Raw genomic sequence first — 15,074 nt, 5'->3', positions numbered from 1 at the left:
TTTTTCGAGCAAGCTCGAAAAAATCTGGGCGACAAATACGCCAAGGCGCATTTGATTTTTTGATTCTTTTGTAAAGGGGATTTTTGCAGTGGAGACTATTTATCTAGAACATTCAAATACAGGGCTGTCATTCATCGAATCACAACCTTGTGTTTTTGCACTTGGGTTTTTCGATGGGGTGCATTTTGGTCATCAAAGGTTAATTCAAACAGCGAAAAGAATATCTGAAGAAAAAGGGGTTCCATTAGCTGTAATGACCTTTTACCCCCATCCAAGACAAGTTTTCGATAAAAATAACGCTCCCATAAAATATCTCACCCCTTTACATAGAAAGCAAGAGGTATTAAGGAACATGGGTGTAGATAAACTTTTTATAGTGAAATTTGATCCAAATTTCGCAAAACTGAGCCCAGAAGATTTTGTCGAACAATATCTTATTTATTATGGATGTATTCACGTTGTAGCCGGATATGACTATACGTATGGCTATAAAGGACACGGAAATATAGAAACGCTTAAAAAGTCGGGGCAAGGCCGTTTTGAAGTAACGGTTGTTAATAAAATTTCTTATAATAAAGAAAAAATTGGGTCCACTCAAATTAGGCAACTAGTGTCCGAAGGGGAAATGGAAATCATCCCGAAGCACTTAGGTAGTTATTATAAAGTAAACGGCTATATTGCCCGCTCACACTTGTTAAAAAATGATATGCAGGAATTAGTTATTAAAATAGATGCCGATTATCTAGTACCTCAAGAAGGCCACTATCAAATTCAATTAAATGTTCATAATATCCTATATCACGGTACGATTCAAAAAATTTCTATAAGAGACAATTACACACTTCTATACGCCTATATCTATGAAGATTTTAATCTATCAATTGGGAGCCTGGTTGATGTTAAATGGCTAAAATCGATTTATGTACCGGGTATGGAGAATATTAATGTTGTTTAACATAAGGTAGCAAGAGCCAGAGGGCTCTTGCTTTTTTCTTCTACACCAAATACCAAAAAGAAGCAAGGGCCACAGCCCTTGCTTCTTCCATACATACAATCTATTTATTATTTGCCGTTAGCTACTGCTTCTTCTTCCAACACCATTTGGTCTAAGAATTTCTTAACTAGAGCCATTTCAACTTCTTTATCAGCATTTGTATACGTATCCATTGTTACACGGAATGAATCAATTAGATAGAAGCGCTCGTATAATTCACCACGACCAGCTAAATCTGAACCGATGAAATCCCAAGCTAGGCGATTGACTTTGATTTTTTCTAATGCAGATTTATTTCTAGCTTGATAGTACTTATCGATAAATGGTCTTAAATGGCCTTGCATATCTTTTTTCGATGGCGTACATAAGAAACCTCCGCCGCCAATAAGTTGAATTAATTCGATTGATCTTGGGATCCATTTTGGCATTAATCCTCTTAAAGCTTGTAATGGTCTACCATCAGGTATTAATACACCATTCACTCCATTATCTTGTGCACCTTCAATCGCTGAAACGATCGCAGTACGTGTTAATTCTTTATATTGCCAGATTTCTCCAAGCTTTTCTTTAATATGATCAAATGCATTAACACCGTTCATGTCAGCAATCATATGACCAATACCGAATAAGAACTCAAGCTTTGTAAGTGCTCTTGTCATTGCTTGGAATACGATATAGGCACCCCAGTTTACTTCAGCTGTTACTGCACGATATAATTCAGTATTTCCATCGATAAATACACGATCTTTCGGAATATGACAATTATCAAAGATTACAATTGCATCTTGCTCATCAAAACGACTTGATAGTGGATAATCAAATAAATCGCGTTGCTTACTGAAAGAATCACGGTTAAGCAGCATCATACCTGGATGATCCATTGGAACCGCAAACATTAATGCGTATTTTGAATCTTCAGGACGAATTCCTTGACCTGCTCTTGAAGGATAAATTGTCATTTCATCAGCAAATGGGGCTAATGTACCTAACATTCTAGCTCCACTTACAATGATTGAATCCTCAGTTTCGCCAACCTTATGAAGGGCTAAATCCCCCTCACCTTGCTGTGCTTCTGGTACTGAACGGTCCACTTGAGGGTTTACGATACAGTGTGTTAAACATAAGTCATTGTCACGAATATATTTAAAATAGTTTTCTAGATTTTTACCTTTTTCAGATTCGCCGTATTTGTCCCATACATCGGTTCTACTTGCGTAGCAAGCAAATGTAATGTTTAAGTAGTCCGGACTGCGCCCCATGATTCCTGCGGAAGCTTCAGACCAAAGTTTAGTTGCTTTGTGTAATTTCCATAGATCATCTTTAGACTTAGGAAACATAAAAGCGGTTCCAACTTTTTCGCCATTTTCATTTTCAGTTAACATAACCTCTGGATGCAGATATTGTAGGTCATATAAATGAGCGATTGATTCTGCTCCACCTTTCAACTGTGGGTGTACCGTAATATCTTCGATTCTTTCTCCATCAAGGTAAATCTCACGTCTATCTTTTTTCAGCTTTTCTAAATATTGGGCTCCTGTACGTGCTGGCATGAAAAACATCTCCTTTAGTTTGATTTAACAATCGAAATATTATTAATATTTCATTTCCTTGTTTAAATCATATATGATTTGGAAGCGTTTTTCTACGACACTAAGGGTCTAATATTGTAATTTTTTTAAACTTTTAGTATCTAAATGTTTATTTAATTCAAATTAATCTCACCTTTGATCACCAATACCTGTAACGTTAAACGAAGCTGAAAACTCACTTCGGGGTCTCTGATATCAACATCTAAGCAGCTTTCGATTTTTTGTAAGCGGTATCGTAAACCTGTTTTCGAGAGGGCTAGTTCATCCATTGTTCGCTCCAAATTCCCGCCATTTTGTAAAAATACATACAAGGTTTTCACAAGTTCCGTATCTTTATTGCTGCTATTATTTATTAATGGATTTAAAAGATACTTCGCTTTTTGGATAACAGCCTTTTCATCTTTCGAATGCATTAACATGCCAACTAGACCGAGTTCACCAAAGGATACTACCTTTTGGTTGGGATTAGTCATTTCCAGGGCACTTAATGCTTCTTGATAATATTCTGGAGCATCGACGATATCTTCAGCTATTGTACTAATTCCAATTTGAAAGATGGCCCCACGATATTTTGTTGTTAATTGACTAATAAATTCATGGCAAAGCTGTTCTATTTTTCCTTCTGACTTTTTAAATTGAACAAATAATACGGTATTTGCTGCGTGTTGACCAATAATGACCTCTGTATTTTTTTTATTAAAATATTGAACTATTGTATCAAGCAGTTCCTCATAGAAAACCAATTCTTTTTTTAGATAATCATCTAGATACTGATGTTTTAAAATCACAATATGATATGGAAACTCTAAATCTACGTTAATGAATCGTCCTCGTTGCAGAATCTCTTTTTTTGAAGCAAACTGACCACTAATAATCTGTTCTAAAAAGTAGCCCTTCATCCTTTCCATTGCTTCAAAACTAGTCTTTTCATTTAAAAGATGCAACGATGCTATAAAAGAAAGTCTGTCGAGTACCATGTAAGCAAGTTCGGGAAAAGTGTTTTTTGCTTCAAAATAAAGAAAGGAACAATAGCCGAACATTTTTTTCTGCACGATAATAGGTGTCATAAGGCGAGTGTGCTGGGACGCGATAATTTTCCGCATATTTGAATAGGCAATTACACTATTATCAGAATGCTTTTTATCCATCCATTCCGTGAAATCCTGCTGGATCGTTTCTAGTGAATCCTTTGATAATCCAGCGGAAACATAATCCCTAAAATGTACATCTTCTATTAAAATCGGAATCTTTAATGTATTAGAAACATCATTAACAATAGATTGTAAATCACTGCCATTAATTAATGCTTGGGTTATTCTTTTGCTAATTTCAGTTGCCTTAGAGAGGTTATTTCGTTCTTGAAGCAATGTTTCATATGTTCTTTCCAGCTCTTTAACAATTGTTGAATTTTCATAGTACTTTAATTCTTCATCTGCTTCCCCATTCCAATTATGAATGGATTTCCCAATATATTTACACTCATGCATCCCCATCCCTTTGCAGGATAGCTCTTTAAAAATAACCGTATGCCCACAAATAGTTGAGTAAAATCCGCTGGCATAACCAATAAGTGTATAGCAAATAGGCAGGTCTGTCATGCCAAATTGGTTTAAATGCTCCTCTGCCTCATAGGAATTAAACCACTCCCCTTCGACATATACAGATTTGACCTCCCCATTCTTTTCCCATTCAATATCGGTCTTAATTGTATGAACCTTTGTGTATCCTTTAATCATATGTTGGATTGGACCTTGCTTAAGAATATCCTTAATAGAAGGAATATCTTCATCATCCAACACTTTTTCTGCATCATATTTACCAAGATTCCATCCATATCGTAATAGAAATCCCTTAACCCGGGCCATTCCGATATTTTCAATAAGTTCCTTCCTCAATGTGCCAAAAACGGCTGACGGAGTTAATAGAATTCGTTCGTTGTCTAGAAAAATTGCACCATTTTCTTGTTTAATATCGAGACTATTTAACAGGTTTTTGGACATTCATTCCCCTTCTTCCGATAAAGATTTCTATGTATTTATAACTTTTTTATATTTTTTTAATTATCCCAAAAAAAGCAGAAAGAAGCTATCCTTAGATAACTCCTCTCTAAAAAACATATTATTTTTTCATCAAATCTGGTAAAAATGTAACTATTTGCGGGAAGATAACCAAGACAGCTACACATGCAATCATTGCAATAACAAACGGTGTAATTCCCCTAAATATAGTCTGGATTGGTACATCCTTCGCTACCCCTTTAACATCATAAACACTTATGCCAAGCGGTGGTGTAAGTGAGCCAATATTAATAATCATAACCATGATTACTCCAAACCAAACTCCATTAAATCCTAACTCTGTTACGATCGGATATATAATTGGTAATGTTAAAACTAGGATTGATAATCCTTCCACAAAACATCCCAGAATAAATAATGCCAGTAGTATAAGGGTTAAGATAACATACTCATTTAAGTCAAGATTTCCTACAAAGCTAGTAATCTTAACCGGAATTCTACTTACTGTTAAAAACTGGCTAAATATCGTTGCCCCAATAATGATAATAAAAAGATAGGCCGTCAATCGAACAGATTCATGAAACGATTGTTTCAGCCTCTTTAAATCGATTGTTCTAGTTAGTAAAGTTACTACAAGTGCAATAAATGCGCCCACTCCGGCAGCCTCTGTTGGTGTAAAAACACCTAAATAAATCCCACCAATTGAAGTCAAGAATACAACCAGAAATGGCCAAATATTTTTTAAAGTTACTAGTTTTTCACGAAGGGATGCCTTTTCAAACTTTTGTGGCGCTAGTGTTGGGTTACCTTTAATTATGAGAAGTATCGTAATTAAAAAAAGAATGATTTGAACAATCCCCGGGAAAATCCCAGCAATTAATAGTTGTCCGATCGGTTCCCTTGTCATAATTCCGTATAATACTAAAATTACACTAGGTGGAATTAGGGCCCCAAGAGTACCGCCTGCTGCCACGCAAGCAGTTGATAATTGCGGTTTGTATTTATATTTATCCATTTCAGGCAGTGCAATTTTCGAAACCGTAACAGTTGTTGCATTTAAAGAACCAGAAATGGAGGAGAAGATGGCGGCAGTTCCGATTGTCGCCATCGCTAAACCTCCTCTTAAGTGTCCCATCCAACTGTCAACGGCTTTGTATAGATTACTGCCTATACCGGAGTATGATAAAAACATACCCATTAGGATGAACAAAGGAATTACACTTAGAGTATAGGAACTGGCTGTATCAAATGGTGTCCTTCCGGATTGTAGAATAGCTATGTCCCAGCCTCTAATTAATCCGGTGCCAATCATACCTACTAATAATAGCGAAATTCCAACAGGTATTTTTAATAGGAACAAAACGATTAATAAAATTATCCCTAATATTCCAATCATCTCAGGACTCATTGCTATTCACCACCTCTTGGATGCGAGACTCGTTGCTAACTAAATGTTTATTTTCAATAGGCTTATTGATATTTATGATTTTCTTTGAATAGGCTACAATGTGCGAAACAGCAGACAATGCAAATACAACAGTTCCAATTGCAGCAATAATTACAAACAAATAAACAGGTAAATATAAGTCAGCTGTTACCGTATTTGAATGCAGCAATCTCTGGGAATTCATTACTAAACTCCAAGCAACAATAGACAATACAGCTGCGATGATGACATTAATAACACATTCAAATATCCATTGAACTTTTTCAGAGAATTTTTCAACTACAAAATCAATCGTTACATGTACTTTGTGCAAGTGTGTATATGCTAAGCTTAAAAATACTACCATGGATAAGCCCAACTCTGTAAAGTCCACTGTTCCTTTAATTGGATGATTAAAGAGCCAGCGGCCCAGAACATCAAACGTAATCCAAAGCATGATCAACAATAGAATTACTTCGGCTATATTATGTAGCCATTTGGTTATCTTCTCGATCATTCCTTCCATATTACCAGTTCACCACTTCCTTTTTACTACTTTAGTTCATCCTTAAGTTCTTCTGCACGGTTATAAATTTCCTGTGCAGGTAACCCTTTAGCAGACATCTCATCAATCCATTTTTGTGCAACCGGCTTTAATATTTCTTCCCAAGGCGCTAATTGTTCTGCAGTAAGTTCAATAATTTCCGCACCATTCTTTTTCGCTAATTCTAATCCATTTTTACCATCTGTATCAAAGATAGCTCCAGCTTTTTCAGACATCGGTAATCCCACTAAGCTATCAAGCAACTCTTTATCACTATCAGAAAAACTATCATATGTTGATTGATTCATAACAGAATAAAATGGTGTAGCTGAGAAGTTACCGATTGTTACATATTTAGCAATTTCATGGAAATTGTAATTTTGTAGTGTTTCTAATGGAACCATGGCAGCATCAACGACACCTCTTTGTAATGACTCATATACATCACCCATTGGCATTGATACAGCTGTTGCTCCTAGAGCTTCAAGAACCGCACTACCAGTTGGAGATGGAGTACGAACACGAAGACCCTTTAAATCTTCCGGTTTTTCAATGCGATGCTTTACACTTATAAGCTGGGCAGGCTCAGCTGTGAACACGAATAACGGATGTGTTTCAGAATGCTCTTTTTGGATCTCAGGGAACTCATTATAAAGAGTTGCTACTATTTTTGAACCATGTACAGCTGATTCAGCTAAGAAAGGTAATTCTAATACAGAAACTGAAGGAAATCTTCCTGGTGTATATCCATAAACACTAAGTGCGATGTCAGCTTCACCGGTTACTGCCATATCATAGTGTGCACCAGCATCACCAAGTGAGTTTGCCGGGTATAGCTCTTGTGTAATTCTACCATCTGATCCCTCATTTAATGTTTTTCCAAATTCTTCGAAAAGCTGAGTTTGAATAGGATGATTACCTGGTAAGAAATGAGAGATTATTAGATTATGAGACTTTCCAGGTTCTTCTGCCGCACCTTTAGTGTTGGAAGCAGTATTTTGTGTACCTCCACCACAAGCAGATAAAAGAAGTGCTGAAGCTATAGCAACCGTTGATAACACTTTTTTACTTTTTAGAAAATTAGTCATACATTCCATCCTTTTCAATAATATTTTTTCTTTACTCTAATATAAAAAGCTTCATCTATTGAAAACGCTGTCAAAAAACATACATTCCGAAGTGTAACAATTGGAAAAATAGTATATTTTCTGAATTTTGTTAAGACCTTGATTTCATCTGCTCTTTAAAAGCAATAATAGTATTGATTCGATGCTGTCGAATTTCCTCCTCTATTTGAAATAAAGGCGCTTTTTCTTTGAGAAGATGAATGATCGTATTATGTTCCTCTATTGATTGACGAGTCCGCCCGGGTACTAATGTAAAGATAGAGCTTCGAATTCGATCCAACCGTTGTTGGGATTGACGAATTTCTTCTAATAAAAAATCGTTTTCGCATTTTTCATATATAATAGAATGAAACTTTCTATTTAGTTGATTAAATAAATCCAATTGAAAATCTTCCAAAGCTTCATGCATTTGGGTATTCAATTGTTGCAGCTCCTCAATATCTTGAGAAGAAAACTTTCGAGCACTTAAGGCTGCCGCATATCCTTCTAAAACAGAAATGACAGATAGAATCTCAATGTACTCCGTTTCATTGATAGCGCTTACTATCGCACCACTATAGGGCTTATATTGTATTAGTCCATCTGATTCAAGGTTACGGATAGCTTCGCGGATTGGTATTGTACTAGTGCCGAGTTCTTTAGCGATTTGGTCAATGATTATACGCTGTCCCGGACCATAAACACCGTCCAGTATCTTTGTACTTATGTATTCATAAGCATACTGGGTTTTACTCATAGCTAATTTTTTTCGACGATGAATAGTTTTCTTTTTATCCATAGTAATAAGTCCCCTTTGATTGTGTCACCTCCGCTTTGTTAATCCTTCTATTAAAATCATATATCACATCGTATATGATTTCAAGGTTTTTTATACATTTTTTTCAAAAAAGTATAAAATATTTGTATATTTGACATTCATTGTAAAATTGTATCAATAAAAGCTAGAGAGGATAACTCACTAGCTTTTATTATTCACTTTATTTTCCAAACTGTGGAATATGGTGATCGCCAATTGCTACATGGATAACTTTTGGCTCAGTGTAAAATTCAAATGCATAGTGGCCCCCTTCGCGACCGATGCCGCTGTCCTTTACGCCTCCAAATGGAATGCGAAGGTCACGTACGTTTTGTGCATTAATCCAAACCATACCAGCTTCTACAGCATTAGCTACACGATGGGCTCTCTTAAGATTGTTTGTCCATACAAATCCAGCAAGGCCGTATTTCACATCATTTGCAGCCTTGATTACTTCTTCATCATCCTCGAATTCAATTACAGCCATAACGGGACCGAAGATTTCCTCTTGAGCAACTCTCATATCGTTAGTCGCATTTAATAGAATTGTTGGCGGTACGAAGTTGCCTGCTTTAACTTCTTCTGGAACAGTTCCTTGTACTACATCACAGCCCTCTTCTTTAGCGATTTCGATATAGCTTTTAACTTTGTTATAATGTCCTTTTTCAATTAGTGGACCAAGCTGCGTAGATGGGTCCATTGGGTCACCAATCTTAATGTTTCGAACACGCTCTTTCAATGCAGCAACGAATTGATCCTTAATATTTTTATGAAGGAACACACGTGAGTTTGATGTACAACGCTCACCGTTGAATGAAAAGATACCCCATACAGCAGCATCAAGCGCACGATCAAGATCAGCATCTTCGAAAACGATCAGAGGTGATTTACCACCTAGTTCCATAGATGTTTTCTTGAGTGTATCTGCAGAGTTCCTGATAATAGTTGATCCAGTTGTTGTTTCACCTGTAAATGAAATAGCTTTTACATCAGGGTGCTTAACTAGGGCATCCCCTGCTGTTTCACCGAAACCATGAACAATGTTGAACACACCTTTAGGTAATCCAGCTTTATCAATGATTTCTGCTAATTTATTTGCAGTTAACGGAGATAATTCAGCCGGCTTTAATACAACAGTATTACCTGTTGAAAGAGCAGGTGCTACCTTCCAAGTTTCTAGCATAAAGGGTGCATTCCAAGGCGTAATTAAGCCTACTACACCTAGTGGTTTGTATACAGTATAGTTGATAAATTCATCATCTACAGGGAATGACTCACCATGTTTTGTTTCTACCATTCTTGCATAGAAGCGGAAGTTCTCCGCTGCACGCGCAGCTTGATTCCTAGTTTGACTGATTGGTAGACCTGTATCTAATGATTCCAAATAGGCAATCTCATCATTTGCCTCATCAATAAGGTCTGCAATTCGATAAATATATTTCACACGTTCTTTTAATTTCAAGTTTGCCCAATTTTCAAAAGCAGCATTTGCAGCTGCAACAGCTTTTTCCATATCCTCTTTGCGACCTTCAGCGATATTGTTGATCACAGTGTTTGTAAACGGGTTGTGGTTTGCAAACGTACTGCCAGCTTCTGCATCTACAAATTCACCATTAATATATAATTTAATATCTTCTAACTCTTTATGAGTTTTTAAATTGTTTGTTTCTACTGCTTGACTTTGCATCCTTTTCACATCCTTTTCTTTTTTCAATATCAATCACAATTATTTAGAAACAACATTCTCTGGAAGGTCTACATGTCTTTTTAAAATATTACGTAGTTTATCTTGTAATTCTTGTGTTGGAAGAGCCATTGGTCTGCGTAGGATTGGTTTAGCAATACCCATCATTCCCATAGCTGCTTTTAATGGTGCTGGGTTTGTATCTTCAAACAATACATCATTTAATTCCATTAATTCGAAATGATGATCTAATGCAGCTTGAATGTTTCCAGCTTCATAGTCATTGTAAAGATCAGCAATTTCTTTGGGAAGAAGGTTTGCTGTTGCACTGATGTGACCAGCTCCACCGATTGCTAACATTGGGTAACATAATAATTCGATACCAGAATATAAATTGAAATCTCTTCCACACTTTTGTAAAACACGGTTAACATGTTCGAAGTCTTTGTTAGATTCTTTTACGCCGATGATTTGTGGAACGTCTTTAACAAGACGAGCTAGTGTATCAACATGTAAATTCACTGCTGTTCTACCAGGGATATTGTACACGATGATTGGAATATCTACTGTTTCAGCAATCGTTTTATAATGATCATAAAGTGCATGTTGTGATGGCTTATTGTAATAAGGAACGATGATTAATACTGCATCTGCTCCAAGATCTTTTGCCTTCTTCGTTAAAGTAATAGTTTCATCAAAATTAACAGAACCAGTAGCAGGTACGAATGGAACTCTTCCATTGATTACTCTTGCAGCATTTTCCATTACTTGAATGCGTTCTTCTGTTGTTAAAGATGAAGGTTCACCAGTAGTACCACATACAGAAATGGCATGGCTACCGCTTTCAATTTGCCAATTTATTAATTTCTCTTGTGTTTCAAAATCGATTGAGTAGTCTTCGTTGAATGGTGTAACAACAGGTGCAATGGATCCTCTTAATCTTTTTTTCAATTCTTGATACATTATGAATTCATCCTTTCTAAACTAAAATAATTTATAAAAAGTATAATTTTTGCTTCTTGTTTAAATCATATACCAAATCATATACGATTTCAATAGTTTTTCTCAAAAAATCATATATGATTTTTTGAGAAAATAAAAAAGAGAGTCTTTTAAACTCCCGTTCTTTCGATTGTTTAGTTTTTAAAAATGTTCACATTTTATACTTAATATACTGTTTTGTATAAAAAGCAAATAAAAAAATTTGGTTTTAGGCAGTTATATCTGTAGTTTGTTTTTCAAATGTAATGACAGGGTTCCAGCTTCCTGAAGATTGCCCATCTGCATAATACTTTGGTTCATCATTTTCATCCAAAATCGCACTTAACATCGCTAAATGACGTCCGCCAGATTCAACCTTAGCAGCAGCTGCATATTGTGGAAGCATTTCATATGCTTCTTTATATTTTTTGTTCATTACTAATTCTACATATTGCTTATCTAAAGCCTGCTCAGAAATAGTTGGCTTATTCTCTCTACCACGCACGACATTATGAGATAATGCACCGCTAGATACAAAAACAACCTTTTTATCAGTTTTCTCAAGAACCTTTCTAATTTCTTGGCCCCATTTATACGTCTCTTCTAGGGATGCAACTAAAACAACAGATAAATTAATAACTGGGATATCTTCATTAGGGACAAGATGACGTAATGGTACAACTGTACCATAATCCCAGACAAAGCTTGAATCATTAAATCCAACAATATTTAATCCGGCACTTTGACCTGCTTGGACAAGCTTTTCAGCGATTTCTTGATCACCTGGATAATTGTATGGAACATCAGAAACTAAATCAGGGCATTCTTGGGCAGTTAAAATACCTTTGTGAACAGGCGTGCAATCAACTAGATGATTGAAAGTTGATGGCCAATGGCATGAAACTAAGACAACTAGATCAGGTTTTTTCTCATAAATCTTCTTAGATACCGCTTTCATTCCAGCAACCATTTCTTTTTGAAACTCAGGAACATGCTCATCATGGCAAATACTCGGTACGTGCGGTGAAATAACACTCATTACAATACTCATTTTTCAAAACCTCCTTAATTTTCTGTATATTCTATTTATTAGAAATCGGAAATCCCTTATGTATGTTGTTGCAAAAAAAGGGATTCCCGAAACCAATCAAACAAAATTTTTGTTATTCTACGACAGTAAAAGCTACTTCTCCTAAACCATCAAATTTACCAGAAACAACATCACCTTTTGAAAGCATAACAGCACCGGTAATGCCGCCTGTTAAAATGATATCGCCTTTTTTAACCTTCTCGCCTTTTCGAGCAAGCATATTCGCTAGCATTGCCACAGAATTAGCCGGATGACCAAGAACAGCTGCACCAGCCCCAAGCTCTTTAATTTCACCATTAATCGTAATCGTTGTTCCAACAAGCTCTAGATCAAATTGGTCCGGCTTTTTCAATGCTGTTCCGAATACAACACGAGATGTTGAGGCATTATCAGCTACCACATCAGGGAATGTAAAATTAAAATTTTCATAACGGCTGTCAATGACTTCAAGTGCAGGAAGTACATATTCAGTCGCCGCTAATACTTGTGCACCTGTAACACCAGGACCTTCCACGTCTTCACCCATTACAAAAGCGATTTCCGCTTCAACCTTTGGATGGATAACATCACTAAGTTTGACCTGTCCACCATTATCAATCAACATATAATCAAATACATAACCATATATCGGCTCATCTACACCCATTTGTTTCATTTTGGCATAGCTAGTTAATCCCATTTTAGGGCCCACGATTTTTTTTCCTTCAGCCAGTTTCATTCTTACAATTTCTTCTTGAACTAAATAAGCTTCATCAAATGTTAAATCAGGCTTAATCGATGCCGTTACTTTTACTACTTCACGTTTTTCATATTCAGCATCTTGCAAATAAGTTGCTATTTGTTTGATTTGTTCTTGGGTAATCATTATTGCTTCCTCCTAGCCGATCGTGACATTTTTCTTCTTAGCAATCTCTGCAGCGACATCGACGATCATGTCTTCTTGACCACCGACAATATGTTGTTTACCCAATTCTATTAAAATATCACGGGAGTCAATGTTAAATCTCTTAGCCGCACGCTGTGCATGCAATAAGAAGCTTGAATATACTCCTGCAAACCCGAGTACAAGTGAATCTCTTGTAATTTCCTGTGGTTTTTCCAAAATAGGTGCAACAAGGTTTTCAGCAGCGTCCATCATTTTATAAATATCGATGCCCGTATGAATACCTAATTTGTCTAATACCGCAACCAATACTTCAGTTTGTGTATTTCCAGCACCCGCACCTAAACATCTCATACTGCCATCAATTCTTGTAGCACCTACTTCAATCGCAGCGAGTGTATTAGCCATTGCTAATGATAGATTGTTATGACCATGAAAACCGATATTTACTGATAAGTGATCTCTTAAGGCACAAATTTTTTCTGTTACCTCATGCGGCAATAAAGCCCCAGCAGAGTCAACAACATAAACTGTATCAGCCCCATAGCTTTCCATTAACTTAGCTTGTTCAACTAGCTTAGCCGTTGGAGCCATATGTGACATCATAAGAAACCCTACAGTTTCCATTCCAAGTTCTTTTGCAAGTTCAATATAGGCAGGTGAAACGTCTGCTTCCGTTACATGCGTTGCGATCCTTGCCATCTTCGCACCAAGGCTTGCAGCTTGTTTCAAGTCCTTTTCTAAGCCGATACCTGGTAATGATAATACGGCAATTTTAGAATTCTTCGCAGTTGCTGCAGCAGCTTCAATCAATTCAAACTCATCTGTTAAAGATAATCCATATTGCAGTGTAGAACCACCTAATCCGTCGCCGTGTGCCACTTCAATATATGGAACTTTCGCTTCATCTAAAGCCTTAACAACATTTACCACCTGTTCAACAGTAAATTGATGTCTAATCGCATGGCTTCCGTCACGTAAAGCAACCTCAGTAATTAAAATATTTTTATTTGTATCACACATCATAATTTCCTCCCTTCTTTAAACAGTAGCATTTGCTAGCATTTTGACTGCCCATTGTTCTGCAACTTGAACGGATGCAGCCGTAATGATGTCTAGGTTACCTGCATATTTAGGCAAGTAATCTCCAGCACCTTCAACCTCAATCAGGATTGTTATTTTATTCCCATCAAATAATGGCTCCTGTCTAATTCGGAATCCTGGAACATATTGTTGTACTTTTTTCTCCATGTCTCGAATTGCTTTCACAATACCTTCTTCATCCACAGTATCGCCTTCAACTAATGCGTGGATTGTATCTCTCATAATAATTGGTGGTTCAGCTGGATTAATAATCATAATTGTTTTTCCACGCTTTGCCCCACCAATAATTTCAAGGGCACTATTCGTTGTTTCAATAAATTCATTAATATTAGCTCGTGTTGCAGGACCAGCACTTCTACTAGATACAGTTGCGATAACCTCTGCATAGGCAACTGGTTGAACTTGATTAATTGCATGTACAATTGGAGTTGTTGCTTGGCCTCCACAAGTAATCATATTTACATTATCATCGTCTAAATGTTCATTTATATTTACCGTAGGTACTACAAATGGACCAACAGCTGCAGGTGTTAAGTCAAGCACTCGTTTTCCTGCTTCTTTTAATAATTTAGCGTGTCTGATATGCGGCTTTGCGCCAGTTGCATCAAATACGATATCAGCAAGTTCCGGTTGTTCTAAAAATCCGTCAATTCCATTATCAAAAGTTGCATACCCATATTCTCTTGCGCGTTTTAAACCATCTGACTCGGGATCAACACCAATAACTGCTGTTAATTCTAGATTGGTTGCTCTTCTAAGCTTAATCATTAAATCCGAACCAATATTACCTGAACCTAATATTGCTACCTTCACTTTACTCATTAACTACAACTCCCTC

13 protein-coding genes are annotated in these 15,074 nt (G+C 36.5%); 1 reads left to right on the top strand and 12 read right to left on the bottom strand.

Translation table 11 applies throughout. The features are described 5' to 3' along the window. Positions 1-88 precede the first annotated feature (88 nt). On the top strand, positions 89-955 hold the full coding sequence (locus BAZO_RS17610; RefSeq protein WP_004432308.1) for an FAD synthetase family protein: 867 nt from the start codon (positions 89-91) through the stop codon (positions 953-955). Positions 956-1,062: 107 nt separating this feature from the next. On the opposite strand, the gene BAZO_RS17605 is transcribed toward BAZO_RS17610, so the two are convergent. From BAZO_RS17605 to BAZO_RS17550, 12 genes are all read right to left on the bottom strand, one after another. After that, positions 1,063-2,544 carry a 4-hydroxyphenylacetate 3-hydroxylase family protein gene (locus BAZO_RS17605; RefSeq protein ID WP_004432305.1) on the bottom strand — a complete coding sequence of 494 codons (1,482 nt, stop codon included), beginning with the start codon at positions 2,542-2,544 and terminating at the stop codon, positions 1,063-1,065. A gap of 152 nt (positions 2,545-2,696) precedes the next feature. Beyond that, the gene (locus tag BAZO_RS17600; protein ID WP_004432302.1) at positions 2,697-4,583 is read right to left on the bottom strand and encodes a XylR N-terminal domain-containing protein; all 1,887 of its coding nucleotides are present in this window, start codon (positions 4,581-4,583) and stop codon (positions 2,697-2,699) included. A gap of 118 nt (positions 4,584-4,701) precedes the next feature. After that, on the bottom strand, positions 4,702-6,009 hold the full coding sequence (locus tag BAZO_RS17595) for a TRAP transporter large permease (RefSeq protein ID WP_004432299.1): 1,308 nt from the start codon (positions 6,007-6,009) through the stop codon (positions 4,702-4,704). Then, positions 5,999-6,553 (bottom strand): TRAP transporter small permease, encoded by a 555-nt coding sequence (locus tag BAZO_RS17590; protein ID WP_004432295.1) that lies wholly within the window; start codon positions 6,551-6,553, stop codon positions 5,999-6,001. Before BAZO_RS17590 ends, BAZO_RS17595 begins: the two co-directional genes overlap by 11 nt. 26 nt (positions 6,554-6,579) lie before the next feature. Beyond that, positions 6,580-7,659 carry a TRAP transporter substrate-binding protein gene (locus BAZO_RS17585; protein WP_004432293.1) on the bottom strand — a complete coding sequence of 360 codons (1,080 nt, stop codon included), beginning with the start codon at positions 7,657-7,659 and terminating at the stop codon, positions 6,580-6,582. 130 nt (positions 7,660-7,789) lie between these two features. Then, positions 7,790-8,476 (bottom strand): GntR family transcriptional regulator, encoded by a 687-nt coding sequence (locus tag BAZO_RS17580; protein ID WP_004432292.1) that lies wholly within the window; start codon positions 8,474-8,476, stop codon positions 7,790-7,792. Between the two features lie 199 nt (positions 8,477-8,675). Next, positions 8,676-10,181 carry a 5-carboxymethyl-2-hydroxymuconate semialdehyde dehydrogenase gene (gene hpaE / locus BAZO_RS17575; RefSeq protein WP_004432291.1) on the bottom strand — a complete coding sequence of 502 codons (1,506 nt, stop codon included), beginning with the start codon at positions 10,179-10,181 and terminating at the stop codon, positions 8,676-8,678. Between the two features lie 39 nt (positions 10,182-10,220). Beyond that, on the bottom strand, positions 10,221-11,141 hold the full coding sequence (gene hpaI, locus BAZO_RS17570; RefSeq protein ID WP_004432290.1) for a 2,4-dihydroxyhept-2-ene-1,7-dioic acid aldolase: 921 nt from the start codon (positions 11,139-11,141) through the stop codon (positions 10,221-10,223). 247 nt (positions 11,142-11,388) lie between these two features. Further along, complete coding sequence (locus tag BAZO_RS17565) at positions 11,389-12,210, bottom strand: DODA-type extradiol aromatic ring-opening family dioxygenase (RefSeq protein WP_004432289.1); 822 nt, start codon at positions 12,208-12,210, stop codon at positions 11,389-11,391. 112 nt (positions 12,211-12,322) lie between these two features. Continuing rightward, the gene (locus BAZO_RS17560; protein ID WP_004432288.1) at positions 12,323-13,114 is read right to left on the bottom strand and encodes a 2-keto-4-pentenoate hydratase; all 792 of its coding nucleotides are present in this window, start codon (positions 13,112-13,114) and stop codon (positions 12,323-12,325) included. A gap of 12 nt (positions 13,115-13,126) precedes the next feature. Further along, positions 13,127-14,155 (bottom strand): 4-hydroxy-2-oxovalerate aldolase, encoded by a 1,029-nt coding sequence (gene dmpG / locus BAZO_RS17555; protein WP_004432287.1) that lies wholly within the window; start codon positions 14,153-14,155, stop codon positions 13,127-13,129. An 18-nt stretch (positions 14,156-14,173) separates the two neighbouring features. Further along, positions 14,174-15,058: an acetaldehyde dehydrogenase (acetylating) gene (locus tag BAZO_RS17550; protein ID WP_004432286.1), complete on the bottom strand. Its 885-nt coding sequence runs from the start codon at positions 15,056-15,058 to the stop codon at positions 14,174-14,176. Positions 15,059-15,074: the final 16 nt, after the last annotated feature.

This window comes from Schinkia azotoformans LMG 9581 (genome assembly GCF_000307855.1).
GTDB classification, from domain to species: Bacteria; Bacillota; Bacilli; order Bacillales; family Bacillaceae_J; genus Schinkia; species Schinkia azotoformans.
The sequence above is the reverse complement of the archived record's forward strand: the minus strand, read 5'-3'. Positions and strand labels throughout refer to the sequence as shown.

Excerpts from the sequence above, each read along its gene's own strand:
- BAZO_RS17605 (WP_004432305.1), bottom strand. The coding sequence starts at position 2,544 with ATGCCAGCACGTACAGGAGCCCAATATTTAGAAAAGCTGAAAAAAGAT.
- BAZO_RS17600 (WP_004432302.1), bottom strand. The coding sequence starts at position 4,583 with ATGTCCAAAAACCTGTTAAATAGTCTCGATATTAAACAAGAAAATGGT.
- BAZO_RS17595 (WP_004432299.1), bottom strand. The coding sequence starts at position 6,009 with ATGAGTCCTGAGATGATTGGAATATTAGGGATAATTTTATTAATCGTT.
- BAZO_RS17590 (WP_004432295.1), bottom strand. The coding sequence starts at position 6,553 with ATGGAAGGAATGATCGAGAAGATAACCAAATGGCTACATAATATAGCC.
- BAZO_RS17585 (WP_004432293.1), bottom strand. The coding sequence starts at position 7,659 with ATGACTAATTTTCTAAAAAGTAAAAAAGTGTTATCAACGGTTGCTATA.
- BAZO_RS17580 (WP_004432292.1), bottom strand. The coding sequence starts at position 8,476 with ATGGATAAAAAGAAAACTATTCATCGTCGAAAAAAATTAGCTATGAGT.
- hpaE (WP_004432291.1), bottom strand. The coding sequence starts at position 10,181 with ATGCAAAGTCAAGCAGTAGAAACAAACAATTTAAAAACTCATAAAGAG.
- hpaI (WP_004432290.1), bottom strand. The coding sequence starts at position 11,141 with ATGTATCAAGAATTGAAAAAAAGATTAAGAGGATCCATTGCACCTGTT.
- BAZO_RS17565 (WP_004432289.1), bottom strand. The coding sequence starts at position 12,210 with ATGAGTATTGTAATGAGTGTTATTTCACCGCACGTACCGAGTATTTGC.
- BAZO_RS17560 (WP_004432288.1), bottom strand. The coding sequence starts at position 13,114 with ATGATTACCCAAGAACAAATCAAACAAATAGCAACTTATTTGCAAGAT.
- dmpG (WP_004432287.1), bottom strand. The coding sequence starts at position 14,155 with ATGTGTGATACAAATAAAAATATTTTAATTACTGAGGTTGCTTTACGT.
- BAZO_RS17550 (WP_004432286.1), bottom strand. The coding sequence starts at position 15,058 with ATGAGTAAAGTGAAGGTAGCAATATTAGGTTCAGGTAATATTGGTTCG.